Genomic DNA, 24,436 nt, shown 5'->3' with positions numbered 1-24,436 from the left:
GGCGGAAGTCAACAGTTGAAGGGCTGAACGGGGGGCTGGAGCGTGGCCGACAAAGCTGACGTCGATGCGAGCGACCGCACTGCCGACCTCTTCTTCCCGACGGCCCCAGACGCGGTGCGGATGTGTTCGGGACCATGTGGGGAGGCCAAGCCCACTGCGTGCTTTCCGACTGTGAGCGGCCGGCCGGGAACCCGCTTTGGTGAGTGCCGCGGATGCCGAGACGAGCGACTAAGCGGTGCAAAGATCGCCGCTCCCAGAGTCGCGGAGGGCGGGACCGTCGCGGAGGGCGGGACCAAGGGCTTCCCTGAGGGTGGGCGACGAGCGAAGGCTCGTGCCCAACGCCAGGTCATCGGCGAGGCTGTCCTTGAGGTCGTGATTGCGCACAGCGGGACCGCCATGACAGTCAACCAGGTCTACGAGGAGGTCTTCGACGGACTTGAGATCGTCCCGCCTGAGGGGGATGTGCGCGACAGTTTGCGAACCCTGGCCAAGGCCGACGGCCGTTTCGTGAAGATTGGTCGCGAAGCGTACGCCTGGGCACCGGACGGGGTGATTCCGCCGCCGCCAGCGCCGCCGCACGTTGCAGACATGATCGATCGGCGGTGGCGCGGGGAAACCCTCGATGAGATCGGCGCTGCCCATGGCGTGACCCGCGAGCGGATTCGGCAGCTGCTCATGAAGTATGGGGGTCCGAGCGCCGAGCAAGTACGCGATCTGCGAGCGGCGGCGGCACTGGCCGCCCAGCACGACCACGAAAAGGCCATCGCCGCGGTGGTCCGTGGCGCGCTGGAAGGTCGCGGGCCCATGACCGTTGCGGAGGTCGTTGAGGCCACGGGTGCCGAGGCGGGCGACGTCTCCAAGTTCTGGCCGCATGAGCTCGCCCACCTGCGGCTGCACGTAACTGGAAACTACGAGAGCCATTGGTCAGACGACGCGATCCTGGATGCGATCCGCGAGGCCGCGCTGTACGAGTTCCCGCTGACGGCGAACGCCTATGCCGATCTGGTGGCACAGGGACAGGTCAAGGGGCCTTCGATGCCTCGTATCGGGCAGCGGTTCAAGTCTTGGACGGCGGCATGCGAGGCCGCCGGTGTCGTGACGGGACAGACGATGCGACCGCACTATGAATCTCGATGGTCTGACGACGATCTGCTTCAGATCGCTCGGCGGTACCTGCTCGACCCCGATTCACCGAACTCCGCACGTCGCTTCGATGAGTGGAAGCGCGCGTTCGCTCCCGACGGCCCGTCGTTTCAGACGCTGCGCAACCGGTTTGGGTCCTGGACTGAGGTAAAGCGACGCGCGCTCGCGCAGGGGGATGTGGCTGGATGAGCGAGATCGAAAGGCTCGACGGGGTGCTCGCGTCATCCATCGACGAAGAGACCCGCGCCGGCATATGGCACGCCGTGAAGGAGATCCTGGAGCAGGGTCCAGCGGAGGGCACTTCGTCACAGTCGACGGTCCTTGCTCTCGGCTATGTGCAGTCGGGAAAGACCACCTCCATCACCGCTCTCGCCGCGGCTGCGGCGGACGTCGGATATCAGGTGATCGTTGCGCTCCTCGGCTCCACCAACCTTCTGCTCGACCAGAACAGCGACCGTCTGGAAGCCTCGTTGGGTATCACAACGCGGTCCGACTACGTGTGGATCAGCGAGACCAACCCTGCGAGCGAGACGTCCGGGAAGAAGCTCCGAAGGTTCGTCGACATGGGAAGGGTGTGCCTTATCCCCGTCCTGAAGCACGCAGGGCGCATCCGCGCCGTGGCAAAGCAAATGGAGAAGATCCCAGACGACCTGCGCGTCCTCATCATCGACGACGAGGCGGATCAGTCGTCTCTGAACACGAGCAAGGATGCTGAGAGCAGCACCTACGCAGCCATCCGAGAGCTCCGGAAGTCCGTACCTAGTCACCTCTACGTTCAATACACAGCCACTCCCTACGCGCCCCTCCTCCTGGACGCCGCGGACATCCTCAGCCCGCAGCACGTCGAGTTCCTCACTCCCGGCAATGGGTACACCGGGGGCAAGCAGTTCTTCATCGACAACGCTGATCGCGTCGTGCGAAACGTTCCGCTGCTTGACGAACAGGCATCCAAAACGCCGCCACTCCAGCTGCAGAAGAGCCTGTACCACGCGCTTTCGGCCTTCATTGCCGGGTCTGCGCTGCTGCTCCTCCACGATGCGGCAAGCCCGCCGATCAGCATGCTCGTGCACTCAACTGCTCGCAACGATGTCCAAGCCAGGTATGAGTTCCTGGTCCGCCGCCAGCTCGAACAGTGGAAGAAGACGATCGTTGCGGACGACATCAGCACCATCCCCGACGCGATAACCGAGGAGCGCAACCGCATCGTGGCCAATGGAGCCGGCGATGTGGATGACTCCACCTTCGTCCACCAGCTCAAGGTCGTCATCTCCGAAGCGATGACTTGGCTCGTCAACAGCACGGCCGACGTCAACAAGGTCGACTGGCACGTCTCGCCGATTCACATCCTCGTAGGGGGCAACAAACTCGACCGCGGATTCACAGTCGAAGGACTGACCGTGACCTACATGAACCGACCTGCAAGTCCCCAGGTCGACACACTCGAGCAGCGGGCACGAGCATTCGGATACCGCGGCGATCTCCTGCCGTACTGCCAGTTCTTCGCAAGCAAGAAGACGATCCGGTCTTTGACGGAGGTCGTCCACACCGAGGAGGACCTGCGAGCTCGCCTGCGCGACCACGTCGAGAACGGTGGCTCCGTCCACACCTGGGCTCGGGAGATCGGCCTTCTACTGCCGGAAGGAATGACACCAACCCGATCGAGCGTAGTGACCGCACTCTCGACGATGGGGTTGGGATGGCACCAGATGCGAACGCCTTCGCGCTTGTCGGTGGACACCGCCCACAACCGCGCGTTGCTCGAGCACCTCGGCCTCATGAGCGCTCCCCACACTCCGCAGGGCCGACTGGCATTCAGAACGGTCTACCTCGACTCGGTCGAACCCCTCGAGAACCTGCTCAGGGACTGGGCGCGGCCGAGCTACAGCCCGGGGTGGCTACACGAGGAGTTTGTCGACGCCCTGGTGCGAGGCTTTGCCCACCTGAAAAAGGCCACCATCATGCTGATGGAGGATGGGAACGAACCTCGGAAGCGCAAATGGTCAGGTGACCTCGGGTTCGTCAATCTCTTCCAGGGCCGCGACCTCAAGCCACAGCCGAATGGCGACTTCTATCCGGGAGACCGATTCGTTGAGAACGTCGAGCACGAGCCGAATCAGATTGTGATCCAGATCCACCGCACGCAAGTACGGAACCATGAAGACGAAGGCGAGGTGCTGGCCCTGGCCGTCTACCTCGGCTCCGGTCTCGTTGTTCGAAAGGAATCGAATGTCTGAGTCCCTGCCGGTGAGTGCCGGTCGTTCTGGGAGCATTCCGCTTTCGGCGCTGCGTCTCGACCCGGAGAATCCACGAATTCCAGAGACGCGCCGGACGAAGGACACTGCCGAGCTCGCAACTCTGCTGGAGATGGGCTTTGAGGCGTACCCGGTGGCTCAGTCGATCGCTGAGCTCGGCTTCTTCAATGCTGAGCCGCTCATCGTCATCCCGAGCCCCGACGAGATTGACGTGTGGATCGTCGTCGAGGGGAACCGACGACTGACCGCCCTCGTCGGCTTGGCCTACCCCGAGATTCGCGCTGGGTTCGCGACGCCCGACCGTTGGGAGCAGCTCGCGGCAAAGCGCTCGATCAGTCCCGAGGTGTCCATCCCCGTCGTCATCCACGAGTCTCGAGAGACAACCCACGCAGAGGTAGCCCGCGTTCACGTGGTGGGCAAGCTCCCATGGCGACCCTTCATGCAGGCGAAGTACATCGCCGCTCGAGTGGCCGAGGGACGAACTCTCCAAGAAGTTGCTGATCTCATCGGCATTCCAAAGAGCAAGGCGGCCGACCTCTACCGCGACCAGGCGGTGCTGACACAGGCCTCGACTCTCGGGCTCGAGACCTCTCAGGTTGAGAGTGCCTTCTCTCTACTGACGGTTGCCATGGGAAGCACCAAGATCCGCAACCACGTCGGCGCTCCACTTGGATCACAAACGGTCATCGGCCAGGACCCCGTCCCGGCAGAGAAGGCCAATGAGCTCAAGGAAGTTATCCAATGGGTGTTCGGAGATGAGGAGCACGAGTCGCTCATCTCTGACTCGCGCCAGATCTCGCAACTCGGCAATGTGGTCGCCTCCGAGGTAGGCCTGAACGCACTGCGCGACGGCAAGACCCTGGAGGAGGCGAAGCAGCGCATTCAGGAGAAGGGACTCGACCCCTTGAAGGCGCTAACCCTGAAACTCACCGCCGCGAAGAACTCCCTCAACGCCGCCAGTAGTGACGTCGCAGAGTTTGCAGTCGATTCGGAGATCCGGAACCTCGTCGACGACATCGAGTCGCTCGTCGGAAGCATTCGTTCGACGTTGGACGACGTCGAGGCGGAGACCGGACTGTAGTCGATGACCGACTTGGAGGTCTCCAGCACCGAGGCCATTGCTGACTGGGTCGAGACGAGCGTGCTTGTCAGCTCCTCGGGTCACTTCGGGCGAGACAAGTTGGACGACCTCGCCAGCACCGAGATAGGCGTCCCTCCTACGAAGGTCGCGATGGCCATCGACACGATGGCCAAACGGGCGAACGTGCTTGGGGCGTCCTACCCCTTTGTCGTGAGCGACATTGCCGTCCTTCGTAGGAAGAGTCGCCACGTTGGCCACTATGCGGCCCTACTATTTCTGACACCTGGTTCCGTGGCACGCCAGACGGTGCGAGCGTCGGAGACAGCAGAGATGGGCGAGTTGCTGGAGGAGATCGCTGAGGGGGCGCTCGCCAACTTCTGGGGTGAGGGCGGAACTGCGCTGTCCTTCGGATACCCCTCGAAGCACGGTCGACCGGAGGCGTTTGATCAGGCTGTGGTCTGGCTGGCTGGCGAAATCGGACTGGAAGCGGGCCGAGGATACCGGCCGCCTCGCCGAAAGGATGGCGGGGTCGATGTCGTTGCGTGGCGCCAGTTCGCCGACCGTCGTCCAGGCTTTCCCGTGGCACTTGCACAATGCACGATTCAGGCGGAGACGTTCACCAAGACCACCGACATCGACCTTCGACTTTGGGCAAGCTGGCTTGCGATGGACAGTGACCCACTCAGCCTGCTCGTGATTCCCGGAACGATTCGGTCGGCTGGCCCTGACTGGCGACAGTTGACCACCGTCGTCATGGTGATCGACAGGATCCGCCTGATGGACTTGTTAGGCCGAGGCTCCGAGGACCACGGTGACCTGGGCTGGGCGACAGAGACGACCGCCGCTTTGAGATCCGTCTTGAGGGCCGCCGAACTGTGAGCACCAAGGCAGACATCGTCTGGAACATTGCAGTCAAACTCGGGGCCGAGGCGCCGAAGATGTCGACGGGCTCAACCGAGCCGCGGGAGATCTTCGAGATCGTCAACGACCGGCTCGGACTGGGCATCGACGCCAGGCTCACGAAGCCGGACATGGCTCGTCAGATCGTCGAGGCTGCAGGTATGACCTGGAATGCTCACTATGAGTCCAGCGGCGGCACAGTTACGAAGGTAGGACTCGAGGCGGTGCTCGAGGCCGTCGCCCACTTCGTTGCGTGAGCTCCTAGCCGGTGACGCGCTGAGTGCCCGTGGCGGCCGTCCGGCGGCGGACAATCACCTCTCAACTCGAATCCCAGTAGCGCTCGATTGCCGCGTCGGGACTGATGTCGGACTGCTCGACAGCCTTAGCCAGGCCGGGAGCTCGACCACGAACGGTTTCCAACGTCCGAAGCACGTGCTCACGAAACACGTGGTCGGCTGCGCCGACGTTCACGCCGTTGCCCATCTGCTTGTAAGCAGCCGCATCCGGCTGGTCGTCGAAGTCGAACCATTCTGGAAGACCCTGAAGCCTGGCAGCCTCGCGAGGGGAGATCCGTCGCTGCCGGTCACCAAGAATGCTCGTCTGAGTGATTGCGACCAACGCCGGGACGTAGGTGGCCTGCTTGACGCGAAGGCCAGAAGGTCGCAGGTGCATCACTGTATCGAGGAGCGACCCTGCGTCCTATCACGATGAGCGACGTGGTGTCGTTCATCACCGGCGCCGCGCAAGTGCCGCAGTAGAGATCCGTCTAGACGCACGAACGGCTCGCGGTCCCTTGTCAGGGGCCGCGAGCCGTACGCGTCGCGGTGCCCCGCGCGCAGAATGGGTCAGTGGTCCACGGCCTTCCCGACTCCGTGGCCGGTCAGACTGCGGACTTCCATCTCGGCGTACTTCGCCGAGTTGTGTTCCTTGCTGGTCTTGGACCCGAGCCAGCCCAGGAAGAAGCCGACCGGGATGGAGACCAAACCGGGGTTGTCCAGCGGGAACCAGTGGATGTCAATGGATTCGGGCAGCATCGACAGGTTCTTACCCGTGGCGTCCACGCCCTTGCCGCTCACCACTGGGCTAAAGATGATCAGCCCAATCGCGGTCGCGAGGCCGCCGTAGATGCTCCACAACGCGCCACGGGTGTTGAAGCCCTTCCAGAACAACGAGTAGAGAATCGTGGGCAGGTTGGCGCTCGCTGCAACGGCGAAGGCAAGCGCCACCAGGAAGGCGATGTTCTGGTCCTTGGCCAGCATTCCGCCGAGGATCGCGACGGCACCGCCGACGAGGGCAGCGATTCGCGCCACCTTGACTTCCTTCTCGGGCTCGACGTTGCCGCGCTTGAACACCTCCTTGTAGATGTCGTGCGCAAATGTGGCACTTGTCGTGATCGTCAAACCGGCGACCACGGCAAGGATCGTGGCAAACGCGATACCGGAGACGACTCCCAGGAGGACCGACCCGCCGAGCTCGAAGGCCAGGAGAGGCGCCGCGGCGTTGGCCCCGCCGGGAGCGCTGCCGATGGTTTCCGGCCCTACCAGGGCACCCGCGCCGAATCCGATCACCAGGGTCAACAGGTAGAAACCGCCGATCAGCCAGATAGCCCACTCGACTGATTTTCGCGCCTGCTTGCTGGAAGGAACCGTGTAGAAGCGCTGTAGGACGTGTGGCAGGCCCGCCGTGCCGAGGACCAGGGCCAGGGCCAACGAGATGAAGTCGATCTTGGTGGTGTCGCTGATGCCGTACTTCAGGCCGGGCTTCAGGAGGTTCTCGCCAGCGGCCGGGTTGGCCTGGACAGCGGCATCAAAGAGACCGCTGGGGTTGAAGCCGTACTTTGCCAAAACCCACACCGTCATCACGGCGGTCGCGCTGATGAGCAGGACGGCCTTGATGATCTGCACCCAGGTGGTGCCCTTCATCCCGCCGATGAGGACGTACATCACCATGACGATTCCGACGATCGCGATGACCAGGTTCTGGGCCGCTTCGCCGTCGAGGCCAAGCAGCAGGGACACCAGTCCACCCGCGCCAGCCATCTGGGCCAGCAGGTAGAAGAACGACACCGCGAGTGCGGATGAGGCTGCGGCGAGTCGAACCGGCCTCTGGCGCAGACGGTAGGACAACACGTCGGCCATCGTGAGACGCCCGGTGTTGCGCATGAGCTCGGCCACGAGAAGCAGCGCGACCAGCCATGCGACGAGGAAGCCGATGGAATAAAGGAATCCGTCATATCCCTGGAGGGCGATCGCACCCGCGATCCCGAGGAAGGAGGCCGCCGACAGATAGTCACCGGCGATGGCGATGCCGTTCTGGCGACCAGAGAAGGCGCCGCCCGCGGTGTACATCTCGCTGGCCGTCTTCTTGCCGGAGGCGACCTTGATGACGATGGTCAGCGTGACCAGGACGAACACGGCGAAGATAGTGATGTTGAGCGCCGGGCTGCCGACATTCGAGGCTTCCGCCGTCGGGAGCATCAACGGTGTGTGAGTCATCAGTCGTCACCCTCGCTGAGTCGGGCGCCGAGTTCGTCGGCGCGTGGGTCGAATTCCTTGCCTGCCCAGCGCGCGTACCAGAAGGTGATCGCGAAGGTCGTCACAAACTGGCCGAGGCCCATGAGGAGACCGATGCTGACACTCCCGAACACGATCTTTCCCATGAACTCGGGGGCAAAGACGGAGAGCAGAACGTAGAGGAAGTACCAGGCCAGGAAGAAGCCTGTGACTGGGAAAACGAACGCCCGGAAGCGCCGCCTGAGTTCAGCGAACTCTGGGCTGCGTTGCATCTCTTGGTATGGCGTCAATGGCGTTTCGTCGTCGTGCGTCGAGGCACTCATACAACCCTCCGTGCGGGTCGGGATGGCATTAGCGCGGGTAGGAAACCAGCGGACCCCATCCTGCACCTGTGGAGCGCTCGCGTGGGGGATGTTCGCGAATCTCATACGCTGGTGCCGTGATTCGCGATTCAGATCTCGATGGTGAACGCGAGGCAGTCGCCGCCCTTGCCGCGGTTCCGGATGTGCGTGCCGGAATCGACCGAGCCCGCGATGCGTGCACCACGCTGCGTTGGCATGAAGCGCTGCGACGTCGTGGCGCTGCTGCCGCGGCGGAGTCTCGGGTACGCGGCGCCCGGGCGAGTGCGCTCCTGGATGGGGCGGACGTCGGCCTTGACCGGGTGCGCGACCTCGTGCGGGGAGCGGTGGCGTGGCCAGACGAGCCGGACGGCGTCACGCGCACGCTGCGCGCGGCCGTTCAAGTCACCGCCGAGGCCGAGCACGCTCGGGGTGTGTTGGGCGCTGCTCCGCGGCAAGGCCTGGCGCGGCTCCATGTCGCGGCTGGCTCCCCCTTGCTTGATCCTGAGCGCGTCGGTCGGCCGCGGCAGCGCGACGAGCAGGTCCGTGAGCTGGTTGACCTTGGTCCAGCACCCCTCGCGGATGGTCTGGCCGAGCGACTCGGGGGAGTCGCGAGGTTGCTCTCGCTCGATGAGTCCGCCCCCGCGATCGTCGTGGCGGGGCTCGTCCACGCCGAACTGGCGACGTGCCGCCCCTTTGCTGCCGCGAACGCTCTGGTCGCACGTGCCGCTGAACGCGCGTGGCTGCAAAAATCCGGCGTGGACCCGACGGGCGTCGCGGTTCCAGAGGTCGGTCATCACGCCCGTGGGTCGAGCGGATATGTCACGGCGCTCAGCGCGTACGCCAGTGGGACGCCCGACGGCGTGGCGTACTGGTTGGAGCATTGTGCGGAGGCGGTCGTCGCGGGAGCCGAGGAGGGCGTCCGCATCGCGGATGCGGTGCTGGCAGGGCGTCTCCAACAGTTCTGAGCGGGCGTGAGTATGCGCCTCTGCGTGGCGGAAGACAAGTCTTGTCGTTGCTGTCCAATAGGAGTAGAAACGAGTCATACCGACGGACGTGAGTCCGACGATTACCGCCTCTGACCCAGGCACCCACGCGCGGCCAGTCCACTGATGGACCGCTCGTTTCCGGGGCTTGTCCCCGGGCGACAATCGAGAATGCACGCTTGGTCACCTGGCTAGGAAGCGGTTGGTGGCATCCCATCCCGGAGGGGTGGGATGCCACACCCCCGCTCCGGGCACACTCATCCTTCTGATGGCGCTGAAACCCTGCCAACCGGCAGTTCTTTTGTTCAAGAAGGAAATTTTGACAAGAAAGTTGCCGCTGACGTTGCGTTTAGGGTCCGGATAGGTTCATGATGGTGTCTAGCGCTCCCTTCGGGTTGTAGCGCGGCGGACCCGGCCCCTCCCCCCCGGGGCATGGTTCCGCCTTGACGGCCCCCGTTGCCCCCCCAACGGGGGCCGTCCCATATCCACAGCCAGGTCGCGTGCATGGCCGTCGTCCACAGGCCCGCCGCGCGCAGTGGTGTCGAACCTCTCGACGGTGTGCGATCAGGGACATGGAACACACGGAGTCGGACCCACGCGGCGTCTCACTGGGGCTCGTCGGAGCCTCGGGTGGATTGGGTACCAGCACGGTCGCGGCAGGACTAGCAACCCGCGCGGCCATGGCTGGACGCGACACGGTGCTGGTCGATCTTGATGTAGGAAGTGGCGGCAGCGACCTGCTGCTGGGCTGTGAACGTGAACCCGGTCCGCGATGGGGTGACCTTGCGGGCGCCTCCGGTCTGGTGGATCCGGTTGCTCTGTTGGATCGGCTACCTCGCTCCGAGCACGGGGTTGCCACCCTCACCCACGCGCGCCGTTGGCAGCCGGTGACTGATCAGACACTGCGCGCTGTCCGCGCGCCGCTCCTCGGGGCAGTCGAGGTCAGCATCCTCGACTGCGGGACCAACGTGCCACCGTGGATCGCTGAACTCGATGCGGTGATGGTGGTCGTGGGAGGCACGGTGGCCGCACTGGCCGCGGCAGAGGTCGCCGCGGATCGGCTCCTGCAGGCGGGAGCCTCACCGTGGCTAGTCACCCGGGGGCTCGAAGAACGTTGGGAGGCGGCGGTTTCCGAAGCGATGCAGTTACCGATCCTGGCGCGCATACCCGATGACCGCAGGATGATCGAGGACCTCGAAGTAGGCGTGGCACCGGGCTCGCGCAGCCGATCGCCGCTGACCCGAATGTGTGACGAAGTTCTGCGGTCGGTGCTGATCGAGCGGGAGCGTGCTTCGTGACGGCAGGCTCCCGAGTCGGGACGTCCATGTGGGATCAGATCCGGGCCGGTCGCGCGCCGAGCACCGCCGGGGTCGAAGCCTTGGCGCGCGACGATGTCGCCCTCCTGGGTGATCACGGAGCCGAGCTGCACTCGCGACTCTCGAACGACGTCCTCGGCGCAGGCCCACTCGAAGAACTCTTGCGCCGCCCCGGAGTGACTGACGTGCTGGTCAATGGCACGGCCGGAGTGTTCGTCGATGCGGGTGATGGGCTACGGCGTACGTCCGTCGAGGTCGGCGATGCCGATCAGGTGCGACGCCTCGCTGTCCGGCTGGCGGGTCTCGCCGGACGGCGACTAGACGACAGCTGTCCCTATGTCGACGGACTACTCCCGGACGGGGTGCGATTGCACGCGGTGTTGCCGCCGCTCGTAGCGGAGGCCGCGCACCTTTCCCTGCGCGTGCCGCAGACCCGATCGCTGGGCTTTCCTGAATTGGTGGCCAATGGATTTGTTCCGGAGGCGCTGAGCAGCGTGCTACGCCACCTCGTGCAGGCGCGCCAGGCTTTTCTTGTGAGCGGCGGGACCGGAACGGGCAAGACCACCTTGCTCGCCGCGCTGCTCTCAACAGTTCTTCCGACCGAACGATTGGTCGTCGTGGAGGACGTCCGCGAACTGGCCGTGTCCCATCCGCATGTAGTGCGGTTGGAGGCCCGCGCTCCCAATATCGAAGGTCGAGGCGAGGTGCCGATGGCCGCCTTGGTGCGGCAGTCCCTGCGCATGCGTCCTGACCGGCTTGTCGTCGGCGAGGTTCGGGGCCCCGAAGTCCGCGAACTTCTGAGCGCCCTCAACACGGGTCACGAGGGTGGCTGCGGCACCCTGCACGCCAACGCCATCGACGATGTTGTGGCGCGCTTCGAGGCACTCGGCGCGCTGGCGGGGCTCAGCCCCGAAGCCACGCGTACCCAACTGGCCAGCGCCGTGCGCGTCGTCCTTCACCTCAAGCGCACTGCGGGACATCGACATCTTGCGCAGATCGGTGTCTTGCGGCGAGTGCCATCCGGCCTGCAGTGCGTGCCAGCCTGGTCGTTCGCCCGAGGGGTGGTCGAGGCCGGCGATGCGGCGGGCGAGCTCGACCGGTTGCTGGCGGAGGGATCGTGCTGACCCTTTGCGCGGTGTTGGCTGCGGCTGCGGTGGTGTGTTGGCCGCTCCGGCGAGGGCGACGCGATCTCGCGTTGAGCCTGGCCGTTGAGACCGATGTCGGCTCCCATGCGAGCGCGGTTGCCGGTGGTCCGGTGCGTTGGCTGCGGCGTCGCCGTCGCGGGGTCCGTGAGAGCGAGCCCATCCTGCTGGAGTTGTTGGGTGGTATTGCCGCCGGGCTCGAAGCAGGGCTTCCGCCACCCGATGCGATGGCTGGATCCCACCGAGCGCTGGAACCCAGGCTGCGCGATGTTCCCGAGCTCGGGACGTGGTTGGAGCGCCTGGCCCATGCGGCGCGGGAGGGGCGATCCGTGGGCGCGCTCTGGGTGAAACTCGGTGAGGACCTTCATCTCCCGGTCGCGATTCAGGTCGGCCGGGCGTGGTCAGTCAGCGAACAACTCGGGTCACCGCTGACCGACGCCGTGCGGTCGACGGTCGCGGCACGGGAGACCACGGCCCGGCTTGACCGGGCGTTTGCCGCACAAAATGCAGGGCCGCGAGCCACCGTTCAGGTGCTCACTCTGCTCCCGGTCCTCGATTTAGCGCTGATGCCGGTGCTGGGGGTCGACGTGGCCGCGGCCTACCCACCGGCAGTGCTGCTCCTTGCGGTGGTCCCAGGCCTGGTCTTGCTGGCGCTAGGCCGCATGCTGACGACGAAGATGGTCGACCGCGCGCTGCGTACCCCGAGGGTGACATGAGCGCCAGTGTGGGTGGGGTGCTCCTGGCTGGCCTGTTCGCGATGCTCGGGGTGTGGTGGTGGCCGACCAAAGCGGCGGTCCGGGCTCAGCATTCCGCGGCATTCGCCACCGAAGCGCGCAGCGCTGACTCAGCCACCACCCTCGATGTTGCCGATGCCATGGATCTGATCGCGCTCGGCCTCGAGAGCGGGGTGGCGGTGACCGCCTGCCTCGAGCGTGTTGCCGAAGAGTGCGGACCAACCATCGCCGCGCACCTACGGCAAGTGGCCGCTGCGCTGCAGTGGGGCGTCGATCCACGTATCGCGTGGGATGGAGTTCCAGACGCCTGGGGCGCCGCGACAACAGCGTTGGCTCTTGCCGAACGCGCTGGCGTGCCACCTGCCGACTACCTTCGCGACGCTGCGCGTCGAGTCCGTGAGGCGGAGCACCACCGCGTGGAGATCGCGGGCGCCAAGGTGGCCGTCCGCCTCGTGCTCCCGCTGGGCCTGTGCTTTTTGCCCGCCTTCGTGCTGCTGACGGTGGTGCCGGTCGTGGTCGCGATGGCTGCGAGTCTCCTGCGGTCAGGCGCGTAGCAGCGGAAGGTGCAGGCGAGCGCTGAGCTCGTCGACGCTGATGCTCCAAGTCTCCGCCACGGTGACACCCGCTGGTCCGAGCTCGAAGATGGCGAGGTCGGAATAGACCCGGCTGACGCACGCCACTCCGGTCAACGGATAGGTGCATTCGGAGACGAGCTTGGCGCGGCCGTCCTTGTCGAACAACGTCATCATGACGAAGACGTCCTTGGCGCCAATCGCCAAATCCATCGCGCCGCCGACGGCGGGAATAGCGTCCGGGCTGCCGGTATGCCAATTGGCAAGGTCGCCCTGAATGCCGACCTGAAATGCGCCGAGGACACACACGTCGAGATGTCCACCGCGCATCATCGCGAATGAGTCGGCGTGGTGGAAGTACGAAGCGCCAGGCAGTTCGGTGACGGGAATCTTCCCAGCATTGGTCAGGTCAGGGTCAATGTCCTCGCCGGTGGCGACCGGGCCCATCCCCAACATGCCGTTCTCGGTATGCAGAACGACGTCGCTGTCCACGTCGAGATAGTTGGACACCAAAGTCGGTTGGCCAATTCCCAGATTGACGTATGACCCTGCGGGGATGTCCCGTGCGATCTTCGCTGCGACCTCGTCCCGGGTCAGCGGTTCGTGGTCCAGGTGCTCGACCGTCCGGGTTTCAGCGGTCATACGGTCGACTCCAGTACGACGGCCAGTCCTTGGCCGACACCAATACAGATCGCGGCAACGCCCCACCGCTGCTTTCGCTCTCGCAAGACGTGGGCAAGGGTGCCGAGGATGCGGCCGCCGGATGCACCCAGCGGATGCCCGATGGCGATGGCGCCGCCCCTGGTGTTCACCAGATCCGGGTCGATGTCCCAGGCGTCGACGCACGCCAGGGACTGCACGGCGAAGGCTTCGTTGAGTTCGACGGCGCCGACATCCGACCACGAGATCCCGGCCCGCCGCAGTGCAGCGTTGGCTGCCTCGACCGGTGCGTAGCCGAACATCTGGGGATCCAACGCGGCGGCGGCACGGCCTGCGATCCGGGCCACGGGGGCGGTACCGATGCGCGCTGCCGCGTCCTCCGACCCGAGGACGAGCGCCGAGGCGCCGTCATTGAGTGGGGAGGCGTTACCGGCGGTGATGGTGCCGTCAGTGCGAAACGCGGGCGCGAGACCGGCGAGCTTCTCCACCGTCGAGCCGGGGCGGATTCCTTCATCACGTGCCAGGTCGACACCATCGACCGACACCACCAGGTCGTCGTAGAAGCCGTCCTCCCACGCAGCATGGGCCAGAGCGTGCGAGCGCGCGGCGAACTCGTCCTGGCGCTCGCGGGAAATAGCGAACTTCTCCTGAAGTTGCTCATTGCACTCACCCAGCGAAAGTGTCCATTCCGCAGGCATTTTCGAGTTGACGAACCGCCATCCCAGCGTGGTGGATACCGCTGTGGTGTTCCCGGCGGGAAAGGCTCGAGAAGGCTTCGGCAACACCCAGGGCGCCCTGGTCATAGATTCGACGCCACCTGCCACGACGACGTCGGCATCTCCCGTCTCGATCGCGCGGGAAGCCATCATGGCCGCATCGAGGCTCGACCCGCACAGGCGATTGACGGTGGTAGCCGGGACCGACGTCGGTAAACCCGCGAGGAGCACGGCCATACGTCCGACATTCCGGTTGTCTTCGCCTGCACCATTCGCCAGGCCCCACACCACATCGCCCACCTCGCGTGGATCGAGGTGGGGAACCTTTCCCAGGGCGCCTCGTAGCGCGGTCGCGGCAAGATCGTCGGGGCGAGAGTCGGCAAGAGCACCATTGAACCTGCCGAACGGTGTCCTGGCCGCGGCGTATACGTAGGCGTGCGTCATGGGTTCTCCATCCATCGATCATTCCGGTCCTGGCGCGCGAGCCGCATCATCCACAGGTGCCTTCGGGCGCAAGGCGGCCATCCACAAGGAACTGCGGCGCCCTAGATGACAAGCACGAACGGGCCGAGGCTGAGGGGGAGCGGTGCATCAGGCACCACCATAGGAGGAGGTCCCCATGACAACCAGGTTGGCTGGACGGTGGCAACGTCTGCGCGCACTAGGCGATGCAGGCATGACGACGGCTGAATACGCCGTCGGCACTCTGGCCGCCGTCGCGTTCGCTGGATTGCTCATTGCCGTCATCAAGAGCGGTGCGGTGAAGTCTGCCCTGAGCGGCATCATCACCTCGGCGCTGAGCGTCGCCGGCTGATGGTCCGGGCGCGGCTGCGAGCACGGCGGGACGCCGGAATGGTGACGGCTGAGCTGGCGGCTGCGCTCGCGGCATTGATGCTCGTCCTTGGGGTGGCGCTGACCGCCGTCGTTGCGGGAGTCGACCTCATCAGGGTGACTGACGCGGCGCGGGTAGCAGCCCGCGCTGCGGCCCGAGGGGATGACCCGGCGGCTGTGCGCTCCCTCGCTCGTGAATCGGCGCCTTCGGGGGCCACCGTGAACGTGAGCGGCGGTGACCAGGTGCGGGTCGTCGTAAGCGCTACGGTGCGCGGGCCATTTGCGGCAATGATCTCGACTGACCTGGTGGGTCGTGCCGTCGCTGTGCGAGAGCAGGCCGATGCGCCGACCTGACCGGGGCTCAGCGACCGTCTATGTCGTGGCGGCGATCGGTGCGGTGGCCGCGCTTCTCCTGGGCGCTCTGACCCTGGTCAGCGCGTCGCGCGCGAGTTCGCAGGCACGTACTGCCGCCGACTTGGGTGCTTTGGCCGGCGCGCAGGCATTGGTCGCCGCTACCAGCGAGCACCCGTGCTCGGTGGCCGCGCAGGTCGCCCAGCTCAACAGCGCCCAGGTGCGCCGGTGTGAGATTTCGGGAGAGGAGGTCGAACTCGTGGTGGCAGTGGCCCCTTCGTGGCCGGGCCTGGGCGATGCGCAGGCGCGTAGTCGTGCTGGGCCGGCGCGAGATCGTGGTTAGTTGGGCGGCGCGGACTCCAGGAGAAGCGTGAGGACCTGGACAGCGCCAGCCTTGTCGAGTGGCTGATTCCCGTTGCCGCACTTAGGTGACTGCACGCACGACGGGCAGCCCGTCGCGCACGCACATCCGCGAATCGCGTCGCGGGTGGCCCGGACCCAGGTCTGCGCATGGGCGAAGGCGCGTTCGGCGAATCCGGCACCACCGGGGTAGCCGTCGTAGACCAACACAGTCGGGAGGCCGGTGTCTGGGTGCAGGACGGTCGACACCCCGCCGATGTCCCAGCGGTCGGATTGGGCCACCAGGGGGAGCAGTCCGATCGCTGCGTGCTCCGCGGCGTGCAGCGCCCCTGGCTGGTTGGCTGGGTCGACCCGATCATCGAGCAGCGCGGGCGGGACCGTCCACCACACTCCACGCGTACGCAGGGACTGCTCCGGAAGGTCAAGGGCGTGCTGGCCCAGAACTTCACCCGAGGGGAGCCTCCGCAGAAAGGAGGTCACCTGCTCACGAACATCGATCACTCCGTGGCTCCAATGGACTTGGCCCCAGGTGTCTTCTCGCTCGGTCTGCACGATGTCGAAGGCCGATACCGACTGGGCCACGGTCGACCATCCGGGATCGCCCTCGGTCACGTGCGCGGCATCGCCGTCGAGGTCGAGCTCGGAGACGACGTACGGACGCCCCTGATGAACATAGACCGCGCCGGTGTGAGCGGCGGAATGCGAGCGCCCGCGGTCCACGGTGCCGAGCACTCGAGCGGTGCGGTTCTCGACGATGCTGATGGCAGCAGCGCCGCTCCCTCGAAGGGATAGATGATCGGCGGGTCGGTCGGCGCGAGCCCAGAACCACCCGCGCGGCCGACGCCGCAAGATTCCACGGGCGACGAGTGTCTCGGCGAGCGCCGGAAGGCTCTCGCCGAACCACCGTTCGTCCGCCTCGGTGAGCGGCAACTCGGCTGCGGCTGCGGCGAGATGGGGTGCGAGAACGTATGGATTGCGCACGTCGAGAATCGGGGCTTCGGTCGGCCGGCCGAGCAGCACGTCGGGGTGCTGCACGAGGTAGGTATCGAGCGGATCATTGTCCGCGACGAAGACGACCAGCGCAGGATGGCCGCGTCGTCCGGCGCGACCCGCTTGTTGCCATAGTGAGGCCGTGGTCCCGGGCCAGCCCGCGAGGAGTACGGCGTCCAGCCCGGCGACATCGATGCCGAGTTCAAGCGCATTGGTGGCTGCAAGCCCGCGCAAGGCGCCCGACCGCAAGCGTCGTTCGAGATCACGGCGCTCCTCGGGGAGATAACCACCGCGGTAGGCGGCGACGTGATCGACCAGGTGCGGTGCCTCGCGACGGAGCCTGGCCCGCACCATGTCGGCCACGACCTCGACCCCGACCCGTGAGCGCGCAAAGGTGAGGGTCTGGACTCCGTCGCCCACCAATCTGGCCATCAGGTCAGCGCACTCGGCGACCGCGCCACGGCGCGCGTCAGGGGGTGCACTTTCGGTCTCGTCAACCCCGTCATCGTGGGTGGATCCCGGCTCCCAAACGGCGAAAGTCATGGGGGCTCTGGGAGATCCGTCATCCGTTATTGCGGTGACCGGGACCCCCGTCAACGTGCTCGCGTGCGCGGCCGGCTCGGCCACCGTCGCAGACGCAAGGACGAAGGTTGGCTCGGTCCGGTATCGGGCAGCGACCCGCCGGAGGCGACGCAAGACCGATCCAACGTGAGCGCCGAACACGCCGCGGTAGGTATGGCACTCGTCGATGACGATGTATCTCAACGCGCGAAGGAATGGCGCCCACCGTTCGTGCTGGGGCAGCAAGGTGTGATGGAGCAGGTCGGGATTGGTGAGGACGATATCGGCGTGCTCACGGATCCAGCGACGTTCGTCGGATGCGGTATCCCCGTCGTAGGTCGCGGCGCGTACCGACGGGACGGCCAACGAGTTGATGGCGGCCAGTTGATCGGCGGCGAGTGCCTTGGTGGGGGACAGGTAGAGCGCAGTTGAGTTGCGTCCTAATCGATCTTTCGAGGCGGCGATGTCGGAGAGCACCGGCAGCAGGTAGCCGAGGCTCTTGCCGCTCGCCGTGCCGGTGGCGATCACGACATCTGTTCCGCGATGTGCCAGATCCGCGGCCTGGCGCTGGTGAGACCACGGGCGCTCAATGCCGATTCCGCGCACGGCGGCTTCGACGGGCGGCGCGAGCCAGTCCGGCCAATCGGCCGTGCTCGCGGGGCGCTCAGGGAAATCGGCGACGTGCACTACGCGGCCGGTGGCCGCTCCATCAAGGGACGCCACCAGGCGGTGCGGGGCGGACGACGACGCTGGAGTCATGGTGCTGACACGGTAGGCGCTCGAACCGACCGCGCGGGGATCGCTAGGGTTTCCCCAGCATCAAGACCCGTGACCTGGAGGCCTAAGTTGGAACTCACCGTGCAGACCAGCGCTGTGGGCGATTTCACTGTGGTGGCCGTGAGCGGCGAGGTCGACATCGTGACCGCGCCGACCTTGCGTCAGCTACTCAACCAAGCGATCGACGATGGCGGCCCGCGACTTGTCGTCGACCTCACCGCAGTGCCCTTCCTGGACTCCACCGGCTTGGGCGTGTTGGTTGGACGACTCAAGGTGGCCCGTCAGGCGGGTGGTGACTTGCGCTTGGTCCTGACGAGTGAGCGTTTGCTTCGAAACTTCAAGATCACCGGACTCGACACGGTCTTCAAAATTTTCCCGACGGCCAAGGAAGCAACCGCGCACGGTTTGTGACCTGCCGTGGCATGGTTGCCCCATGCAGAGCAATCTTTTCGACCAGAGCAATCTCGAGGTCCAGAGCCAGAACCGTTTCAGCTTGCAGAACTCTCAGATGCTGCGAGTCGCCTTGGGCCCGGATGTGCTCGCGGTCAAGGGGTCGATGGTCGCCTTTCAGGGACAGATCACCTTCAACCATGAGGGCGCCGGCTCTATGGGCAAACTCCTCAAGAAGGTGATGACCAGCGAGGACGTCCCGCTGATGCGGGTCGCCGGTCAGGGCGAGGTGTTCTTCGCTCAGGAGGCTGGCTACGTCTTCCTGATCGACCTCACCGGCGATGCGCTGTCGGTCAATGCGCGCAACCTCCTCGCCTTCGACTCGGGGGTTAGTTGGGACATCAAGCGGGTGCAAGGCGCCGGAATGATGACCGGTGGGTTGTTCAATTTGGAGCTTCAGGGACAGGGAACCGTCGCGCTGCAGGCCAAGGGTCACCCGGTGGTGCTCGATTGCTCGCAGCAGCCGACGTACGTCGATATCCAGGCCGCCGTCGGTTGGTCGGCAAACCTGGTGCCCAAGATGGTCAACTCGATGAACATGAAATCGATGCTGCGCGGCGGCAGCGGCGAGGCGATGCAGTACGCCTTCCACGGCCCGGGCTTTGTCGTAGTCCAGCCGGACGAATGGATGAACACCACGAGCCAGCAGGGCGGGTCCGGCGGCGGCCTCATCGGCAACCTCATGAGCTGATCGGGGTTTGGTGGTGAGCCCCATGGCAAGCCCCGCTCCTCCCACGGACCTGGCGTCCTTGCCCGCGCTTCGGGACGCGTTGGCCGCAGCCGACTACACCCTGGACGGCATCTTGGCGTGCCTCGGGGACCGCGCGGCCAGGGCCTTGCACCGGGAGCAGCCCACGCCAGCGGAGCGATTGACCCGTCCGCTGGATTCACCGATCGGCACCCTCGTGCGTCTGTTTGCGCTGGGTTATCCCGTTCCGGCTGACCGGCTCGATGCTGCCCTTCCCGGTTTGGACCCTGGCTGGCTCGCTGACCGGGGCTTGGTTCGACTCGGTCCGGATGGCGTACGCGCCGCGTTTGACCTGCGTCCGTATATGGCTGGTGATGACCAGTGGTGGGTGCTTTCTGACCTGTCGGAGGTGATGACCGGGGGCCCACTGCCTGAAGATCACGTCCTGGGCATCGGTGGCGCCTCCACGACGTTGGCGTCCTGGACGGTGCGTCGCCCCGGACAGCGTGTTCTGGACCTCGGTACCGGCTGTGGTGTCCAGTCCCTTCATCTGTCGACACATGCCGGTGAGGTCGTGGCGACTGACACTTCAGGCCGAGCCCTGGCGTTGGCGCGCGCCAACGCCAGCATGAACGGCCTGACCTGGGACCTGCGCCAGGGCGACCTGTTCGAGCCGGTCGAGGGTGAGACGTTCGACCAGATCGTCAGCAACCCTCCGTTTGTCATCACGCCACGGGTGGGGCAATTGCCGACCTATGAATATCGTGACGGGGGCCGCGTCGGCCACGAGATTGTCCGGTCTTTGGTCAGGGGGCTCGCCGATCAGTTGCGGCTTGGTGGCGTTGCGCAAATGCTGGGTAATTGGGAGGTCGCGGCAGGTGGCGATTGGCGCGAGGTGGTGGGTGAGTGGCTGGAAGGCACCGGTCTGGACGCCTGGGTAATCCAGCGTGAGGTGCAGGACCCATGTGAATACGCCGAGCTGTGGGCCGGGGATGGTGGGCACCGGAAGGGAACGCCCGGCTACGAGCAGATGTATGCCGCTTGGCTCGCTGACTTCGAGGCCCGCGGCGTTGACAGCGTCGGCTTCGGGGTGCTGAATTTCCAACGGCCAGAAGGCGATCGGGAGCCGTGGCGTGATCTCGTCGAGTCGACCGGTCCCCTGGTTGAGCCGATGGGGCCGACCACCGAGGCGGGGATCGCGGCCCGCACGTGGTTGGCGGAGCACGGGGACTCCGGGGTGCTGCAGACCGCTTGGCGGAGTGCCGATGACGTCACCGAGGAACGGTACGGCCGCCCAGGCGCCGAGGACCCGAGCGTGATCATGATCCGCCAGGGTGGCGGTCTGGGTCGGTCGGTTCGCGCGAGCACGGTGCTGGCGGCATTCGTGTCAGTATGTGATGGCGATCTCACCGCAGCACAGACACTCGGGGCCATCGCCGAGTTGGTCGGGGCCAGCCCCGAGGCCGTACACGCCGAGGCACTGCCCGACATTCGGTCGTTGATCGCCGACGGTTTGCTGGTGGCGACCTGAAGGGGAAGGGGACAACGATGTCAGTAGGTCAGTTGCGCCAGACCCTGTTCACCATCTGGTTGGCGTCGGCAGCGGGCGCGTTCGCGTACGACACGTTCGTCGGGCCCAATGGTCGACGCTTCACCACCCTGCTCATGATCGCCATGGTCATTCTGGCGCTGCCCACCCTCCGGATCGGGCGCCTCCAGGGCACGACGTCATTGGCTGGCCTCGGCATAGCGGCGCCGTCGGTCGTCTACTTCGTGCTCGGCCTCACCGGGCCATTGCTCCTGATCGTGCACTCGGCCATTGCGGGCGCGGTATGGGTTGGTCTGGTGGTGGCGTACATATGGTTCGAGCGGGCGGCCCGTGGCGCGCTGGAGGCACAGTCAGCGACGCTGCACACCAGTCGCGGCGATGCCGACGTGGGGGCGTTCACGGCCTTCACCCCCATGGCGCTGCCGCCCACCACGCGACCGGAACCGAAGGACGCCAAACCGCATTCGCACTACGACCCCAGGCCGGTCCGCGATTGGACCGAACGCTAACGCGCGACGTATTGCGCCACGGCTCAAGAAGCCGTGACTGTGCGGGTCGTGCAACGGCACAGCCGCGGAGGGCTTATGGTCGAGGCGGTCCCCGCGTCCGCTAAGCAGCGACGAATCCGCTGCAACGCGAGAACCGCAGAGAAGGAGTGCGTACGTGCCGCGCAAACTAGTCATCGTCGAGTCACCGGCGAAGGCCAAGAAAATCAGTGACTATCTCGGGCCCGACTACGTCGTCGACGCCAGTGTTGGTCATATCCGCGACTTGCCCTCTCCTTCGGAGCTTCCGGCCGACATGAAGAAGGGCCCCTACGGTCGTTTTGGTGTCGACGTCGACAACGGGTTCGACGCCTACTACGTCGTCTACCCGGACAAGAAGAAGAAGGTTTCCGAGCTCAAGCGCCTGCTCAAGGACGCCGACGAACTCTTCCTCGCTACCGATGAGGACCGCGAGGGTGAGGCCATTGCCTGGCACCTGCGCGAGGTCCTCAAGCCCAAGGTTCCGGTCAAGCGCATGGTGTTTCACGAGATCACCAAGGAAGCCATTCAGCGCGCGGTGCACACCACCCGCGAGCTTGACGATCGTCTGGTTGATGCGCAGGAATCTCGTCGAATCCTCGACCGGTTGTACGGCTACGAGGTCTCCCCCGTGCTCTGGCGCAAGGTGCGCAGCAAACTCTCCGCCGGTCGGGTGCAGTCGGTCGCGACGCGCATGGTGGTCGAGCGAGAGCGGGAGCGAATGGCCTTCCGCGCCGCGAACTACTGGGACGTCGAGGGCGATTTTCAGCCTGAGTCAGCCGGACAGTCTTATACCGCTCGGCTGGTCGCTGTTGATGGTCGGCGGGTGGCCCAGGGCCGTGACTTCACCGACCTCGGAACGCTGAAGGGCGAGGGCCTTCACCACCTCGACGAGCAGCGCGCGAGCGCGATTGCCGAGGCCGTACGCGCCGGGCAGGGCACGGTGAGCGATGTCCAGGAGAAGCCCTACAAGCGTCGGCCGTCGGCTCCCTTCACCACCAGCACGTTGCAACAGGAAGCCGGGCGCAAGCTGCGTCTCTCTTCGCAGAGCACGATGCGCACGGCGCAGCGGCTCTATGAGAACGGCTACATCACCTATATGCGTACCGACTCGGTGACGTTGTCCGAATCGGCGCTCACCGCAGCCCGGCAGCAGGCGCGTGACTTGTATGGCGCCGATTATGTTCCCGAGGCGCCTCGCCGCTACTCGGGCAAGGCGAAGAACGCGCAAGAGGCGCACGAGGCCGTTCGCCCTGCGGGCGATCGATTCCGCACGCCCGCCCAAGTCTCTGGAGAACTTCGCGGCGACGAGTTCCGCCTCTACGAGTTGATTTGGAAGCGGACCATCGCCTCCCAGATGGCCGATGCCGTGGGCTCCACGGCGACGGTGAAGCACACCGTGCCGATTGCCGAGACAGGCTTCGCTCAGGTTGCCGAATTCAGCGCCAGCGGCACGGTCATCACCTTCCGCGGCTTCCTCGCGGCCTACGAAGAGGGCCGCGACGTGGGCCGCGACCCGGGCGAGGACCAGACCGAGCGGCGATTGCCCAAGTTGTCGATCGGCGTCAACCTCGACGTGTTGCGGGCCGAGCCAGACGGCCACGTCACCAGCGCACCGCCGCGCTATACCGAGGCGACGCTCGTGAAAACCATGGAGGCCAAGGGAATTGGTCGGCCGTCTACCTATGCCTCGACGGTGGGAACGATTCAGGACCGCGGCTATGTCAATAACCGGGGGAGCGCGTTGGTGCCGACCTGGCTGGCCTTCGCGGTCACCCAGTTGCTGGAGCAGCACTTCCCGCGGTTGGTCGACTACGACTTCACCGCGTCGATGGAACAGGGACTCGACGGCATCGCGGCCGGCGAGGACGAGCGCGTTGATTGGCTGCGCCGTTTTTACTTCGGCGACGAGGCGACCACCGGTGAGGGTTTGCGCCGAATGGTCGACAGCCTGGGTGATATTGACGCCAAGGCCATCTCGACCATCCCGATCGCTGACGGCATTGTGGTGCGCGTCGGTCGTTATGGGCCGTACGTCGAATCGACCGTGCCCGAGGGCGTCGACCCTGCTACGGGTGAGGTGATCGACGCGGAGAAGGCGGCGGCTGCTGAGGATGCCAAGCCCAAGCGCGCGACGATCACCGACGACATCGCTCCGGATGAGATGACCGCCGAGAAGGGGCGAGAACTTCTCGCGCAGGCCGAGGACGATGGACGGGTGCTGGGCCAGGACCCCGAGTCTGGCCACGACATCGTGGCAAAGTCGGGCCGGTTTGGTCCTTACGTCACCGAAATCCTCCCCGAGCCGCCGGGCCCGGCCGAGGGCACGAAGCCGAAAAAGAAGGCGGCCAAGGCCAAGCCACGGACCGCGAGCCTGTTTAAAGACATGGATCTTGCGAGCATTGACTTGGCGACCGCGCTCAAGTTGTTGTCGCTACCGCGCGTGGTCGGTGAAGCGCCTGAGAAGGTCACGGCCGAGGACGGCACCGAGTCCGAGAAGCTCGTCCCGATTACGGCCCAGAACGGGCGCTATGGGCCGTACCTCAAAAAGGGCACTGACTCGCGATCCCTTGAGACTGAGGCGCAACTGTTCGACATCACCCTGGAGGAAGCGCTCAAGATCTACGCCGAACCCAAGCGGCGTGGACGCGCGGCGCAGCCGCCGTTGAAGGAACTTGGCGATGACCCGGTGAGCGGTAAACCCACGGTGGTGAAAGACGGCCGCTTTGGTCCGTACGTCACCGACGGCGAAGTCAACGCCACCTTGCGCAAGGACGATGACCCGGAGACCATCACGCCGGAACGCGGGTTTGAGCTGCTAGCCGAGAAGCGAGCAAAGGGCCCGACCACGCGTAAGCGCGCGGCTAAGAAGACGACGAAGAAGGCGGCCAAGAAAACCACCGCTAAGAAGTCGACCGCGAAGAAGTCGACGGCGAAGAAGTCGACGGCGAAGAAGTCGGCCACAAAGAAAGCGCCCACGTCATAGCTCGCTGGTGATTGGG

At 65.5% G+C, this 24,436-nt stretch carries 24 protein-coding genes; 18 read left to right on the top strand and 6 right to left on the bottom strand.

Annotated elements, in window-relative coordinates; genetic code table 11:
• Nucleotides 1–42 precede the first annotated feature (42 nt).
• From F562_RS0111985 to F562_RS0111965, 5 genes are read left to right on the top strand one after another with little or no spacing between them, the layout of a single operon-like run.
• Complete coding sequence (locus F562_RS0111985) at nucleotides 43–1,332, top strand: sigma factor-like helix-turn-helix DNA-binding protein (RefSeq protein ID WP_018157209.1); 1,290 nt, start codon at nucleotides 43–45, stop codon at nucleotides 1,330–1,332.
• The gene (locus F562_RS0111980) at nucleotides 1,329–3,377 is read left to right on the top strand and encodes a Z1 domain-containing protein (protein ID WP_018157208.1); all 2,049 of its coding nucleotides are present in this window, start codon (nucleotides 1,329–1,331) and stop codon (nucleotides 3,375–3,377) included. Before F562_RS0111985 ends, F562_RS0111980 begins: the two co-directional genes overlap by 4 nt.
• Nucleotides 3,370–4,476 carry a hypothetical protein gene (locus tag F562_RS0111975; RefSeq protein ID WP_018157207.1) on the top strand — a complete coding sequence of 369 codons (1,107 nt, stop codon included), beginning with the start codon at nucleotides 3,370–3,372 and terminating at the stop codon, nucleotides 4,474–4,476. Before F562_RS0111980 ends, F562_RS0111975 begins: the two co-directional genes overlap by 8 nt.
• Before the next feature lie 3 nt (nucleotides 4,477–4,479).
• Nucleotides 4,480–5,355: a hypothetical protein gene (locus F562_RS0111970; protein ID WP_018157206.1), complete on the top strand. Its 876-nt coding sequence runs from the start codon at nucleotides 4,480–4,482 to the stop codon at nucleotides 5,353–5,355.
• Nucleotides 5,352–5,633 (top strand): hypothetical protein, encoded by a 282-nt coding sequence (locus tag F562_RS0111965; RefSeq protein WP_018157205.1) that lies wholly within the window; start codon nucleotides 5,352–5,354, stop codon nucleotides 5,631–5,633. The genes F562_RS0111970 and F562_RS0111965 overlap by 4 nt, the downstream gene beginning before the upstream one ends.
• A 61-nt stretch (nucleotides 5,634–5,694) precedes the next feature.
• Here F562_RS0111965 and F562_RS0111960 read toward each other — a convergent pair whose 3' ends face one another.
• The 3 genes from F562_RS0111960 to F562_RS0111950 form a co-directional block, all read right to left on the bottom strand.
• Nucleotides 5,695–6,048 carry a DNA cytosine methyltransferase gene (locus tag F562_RS0111960; protein ID WP_018157204.1) on the bottom strand — a complete coding sequence of 118 codons (354 nt, stop codon included), beginning with the start codon at nucleotides 6,046–6,048 and terminating at the stop codon, nucleotides 5,695–5,697.
• Nucleotides 6,049–6,221: 173 nt separating this feature from the next.
• Entirely contained in the window at nucleotides 6,222–7,871 is a 1,650-nt protein-coding gene (locus F562_RS0111955; protein ID WP_018157203.1) for a solute symporter family protein, read from the bottom strand.
• Nucleotides 7,871–8,212, bottom strand: coding sequence for a DUF485 domain-containing protein (locus F562_RS0111950; protein WP_018157202.1), 342 nt, complete (start codon nucleotides 8,210–8,212; stop codon nucleotides 7,871–7,873). The genes F562_RS0111955 and F562_RS0111950 overlap by 1 nt, the downstream gene beginning before the upstream one ends.
• Nucleotides 8,213–8,328: 116 nt before the next feature.
• Between F562_RS0111950 and F562_RS0111945 the strand changes: the two genes are divergently transcribed.
• From F562_RS0111945 to F562_RS18990, 5 genes are all read left to right on the top strand, one after another.
• The gene (locus F562_RS0111945) at nucleotides 8,329–9,195 is read left to right on the top strand and encodes a Fic family protein (RefSeq protein WP_245553643.1); all 867 of its coding nucleotides are present in this window, start codon (nucleotides 8,329–8,331) and stop codon (nucleotides 9,193–9,195) included.
• A 590-nt stretch (nucleotides 9,196–9,785) separates the two neighbouring features.
• Nucleotides 9,786–10,511 carry a CpaE/TadZ family protein gene (locus F562_RS0111940; protein WP_018157200.1) on the top strand — a complete coding sequence of 242 codons (726 nt, stop codon included), beginning with the start codon at nucleotides 9,786–9,788 and terminating at the stop codon, nucleotides 10,509–10,511.
• A gap of 26 nt (nucleotides 10,512–10,537) precedes the next feature.
• The gene (locus tag F562_RS0111935) at nucleotides 10,538–11,653 is read left to right on the top strand and encodes a TadA family conjugal transfer-associated ATPase (RefSeq protein ID WP_018157199.1); all 1,116 of its coding nucleotides are present in this window, start codon (nucleotides 10,538–10,540) and stop codon (nucleotides 11,651–11,653) included.
• Complete coding sequence (locus F562_RS0111930) at nucleotides 11,647–12,387, top strand: type II secretion system F family protein (RefSeq protein WP_018157198.1); 741 nt, start codon at nucleotides 11,647–11,649, stop codon at nucleotides 12,385–12,387. The genes F562_RS0111935 and F562_RS0111930 overlap by 7 nt, the downstream gene beginning before the upstream one ends.
• On the top strand, nucleotides 12,384–12,959 hold the full coding sequence (locus tag F562_RS18990) for a type II secretion system F family protein (protein WP_083915537.1): 576 nt from the start codon (nucleotides 12,384–12,386) through the stop codon (nucleotides 12,957–12,959). Before F562_RS0111930 ends, F562_RS18990 begins: the two co-directional genes overlap by 4 nt.
• On the opposite strand, the gene F562_RS0111920 is transcribed toward F562_RS18990, so the two are convergent.
• Nucleotides 12,948–13,619, bottom strand: coding sequence for a 3-oxoacid CoA-transferase subunit B (locus tag F562_RS0111920; RefSeq protein ID WP_018157196.1), 672 nt, complete (start codon nucleotides 13,617–13,619; stop codon nucleotides 12,948–12,950). The genes F562_RS18990 and F562_RS0111920 overlap by 12 nt on opposite strands.
• On the bottom strand, nucleotides 13,616–14,797 hold the full coding sequence (locus F562_RS0111915) for a thiolase family protein (RefSeq protein WP_018157195.1): 1,182 nt from the start codon (nucleotides 14,795–14,797) through the stop codon (nucleotides 13,616–13,618). Before F562_RS0111915 ends, F562_RS0111920 begins: the two co-directional genes overlap by 4 nt.
• 175 nt (nucleotides 14,798–14,972) lie before the next feature.
• Between F562_RS0111915 and F562_RS0111910 the strand changes: the two genes are divergently transcribed.
• Genes F562_RS0111910 through F562_RS0111900 form a run of 3 tightly spaced genes read left to right on the top strand, consistent with a single transcriptional unit; the run spans nucleotide 14,973 to nucleotide 15,878 of the window.
• On the top strand, nucleotides 14,973–15,167 hold the full coding sequence (locus tag F562_RS0111910; RefSeq protein ID WP_018157194.1) for a DUF4244 domain-containing protein: 195 nt from the start codon (nucleotides 14,973–14,975) through the stop codon (nucleotides 15,165–15,167).
• 38 nt (nucleotides 15,168–15,205) lie between these two features.
• A complete protein-coding gene (locus F562_RS0111905) occupies nucleotides 15,206–15,538 on the top strand; it encodes a TadE family type IV pilus minor pilin (protein WP_156822639.1) in 333 nt (110 codons plus the stop codon).
• Entirely contained in the window at nucleotides 15,525–15,878 is a 354-nt protein-coding gene (locus F562_RS0111900; RefSeq protein WP_018157192.1) for an Rv3654c family TadE-like protein, read from the top strand. The genes F562_RS0111905 and F562_RS0111900 overlap by 14 nt, the downstream gene beginning before the upstream one ends.
• Here F562_RS0111900 and F562_RS0111895 read toward each other — a convergent pair.
• Nucleotides 15,875–18,205 (bottom strand): DEAD/DEAH box helicase, encoded by a 2,331-nt coding sequence (locus F562_RS0111895; RefSeq protein WP_026181224.1) that lies wholly within the window; start codon nucleotides 18,203–18,205, stop codon nucleotides 15,875–15,877. The genes F562_RS0111900 and F562_RS0111895 overlap by 4 nt on opposite strands.
• 69 nt (nucleotides 18,206–18,274) lie before the next feature.
• On the opposite strand from F562_RS0111895, the gene F562_RS0111890 reads away from it, so the two are divergent.
• From F562_RS0111890 to topA, 5 genes are all read left to right on the top strand, one after another.
• Nucleotides 18,275–18,634 carry an STAS domain-containing protein gene (locus F562_RS0111890; protein ID WP_281164108.1) on the top strand — a complete coding sequence of 120 codons (360 nt, stop codon included), beginning with the start codon at nucleotides 18,275–18,277 and terminating at the stop codon, nucleotides 18,632–18,634.
• A 22-nt stretch (nucleotides 18,635–18,656) separates the two neighbouring features.
• A complete protein-coding gene (locus F562_RS0111885) occupies nucleotides 18,657–19,364 on the top strand; it encodes an AIM24 family protein (protein ID WP_018157189.1) in 708 nt (235 codons plus the stop codon).
• A gap of 22 nt (nucleotides 19,365–19,386) precedes the next feature.
• On the top strand, nucleotides 19,387–20,892 hold the full coding sequence (locus tag F562_RS0111880) for a DUF7059 domain-containing protein (RefSeq protein WP_018157188.1): 1,506 nt from the start codon (nucleotides 19,387–19,389) through the stop codon (nucleotides 20,890–20,892).
• A 17-nt stretch (nucleotides 20,893–20,909) separates the two neighbouring features.
• On the top strand, nucleotides 20,910–21,419 hold the full coding sequence (locus F562_RS0111875) for a hypothetical protein (RefSeq protein WP_018157187.1): 510 nt from the start codon (nucleotides 20,910–20,912) through the stop codon (nucleotides 21,417–21,419).
• Between the two features lie 154 nt (nucleotides 21,420–21,573).
• Nucleotides 21,574–24,420 (top strand): type I DNA topoisomerase, encoded by a 2,847-nt coding sequence (gene topA / locus F562_RS0111870; RefSeq protein WP_018157186.1) that lies wholly within the window; start codon nucleotides 21,574–21,576, stop codon nucleotides 24,418–24,420.
• Nucleotides 24,421–24,436 lie beyond the last annotated feature (16 nt).

It is taken from the genome of Demetria terragena DSM 11295 (assembly GCF_000376825.1).
Lineage (GTDB): Bacteria > Actinomycetota > Actinomycetes > Actinomycetales > Dermatophilaceae > Demetria > Demetria terragena.
The sequence above is the reverse complement of the archived record's forward strand: the minus strand, read 5'-3'. Positions and strand labels throughout refer to the sequence as shown.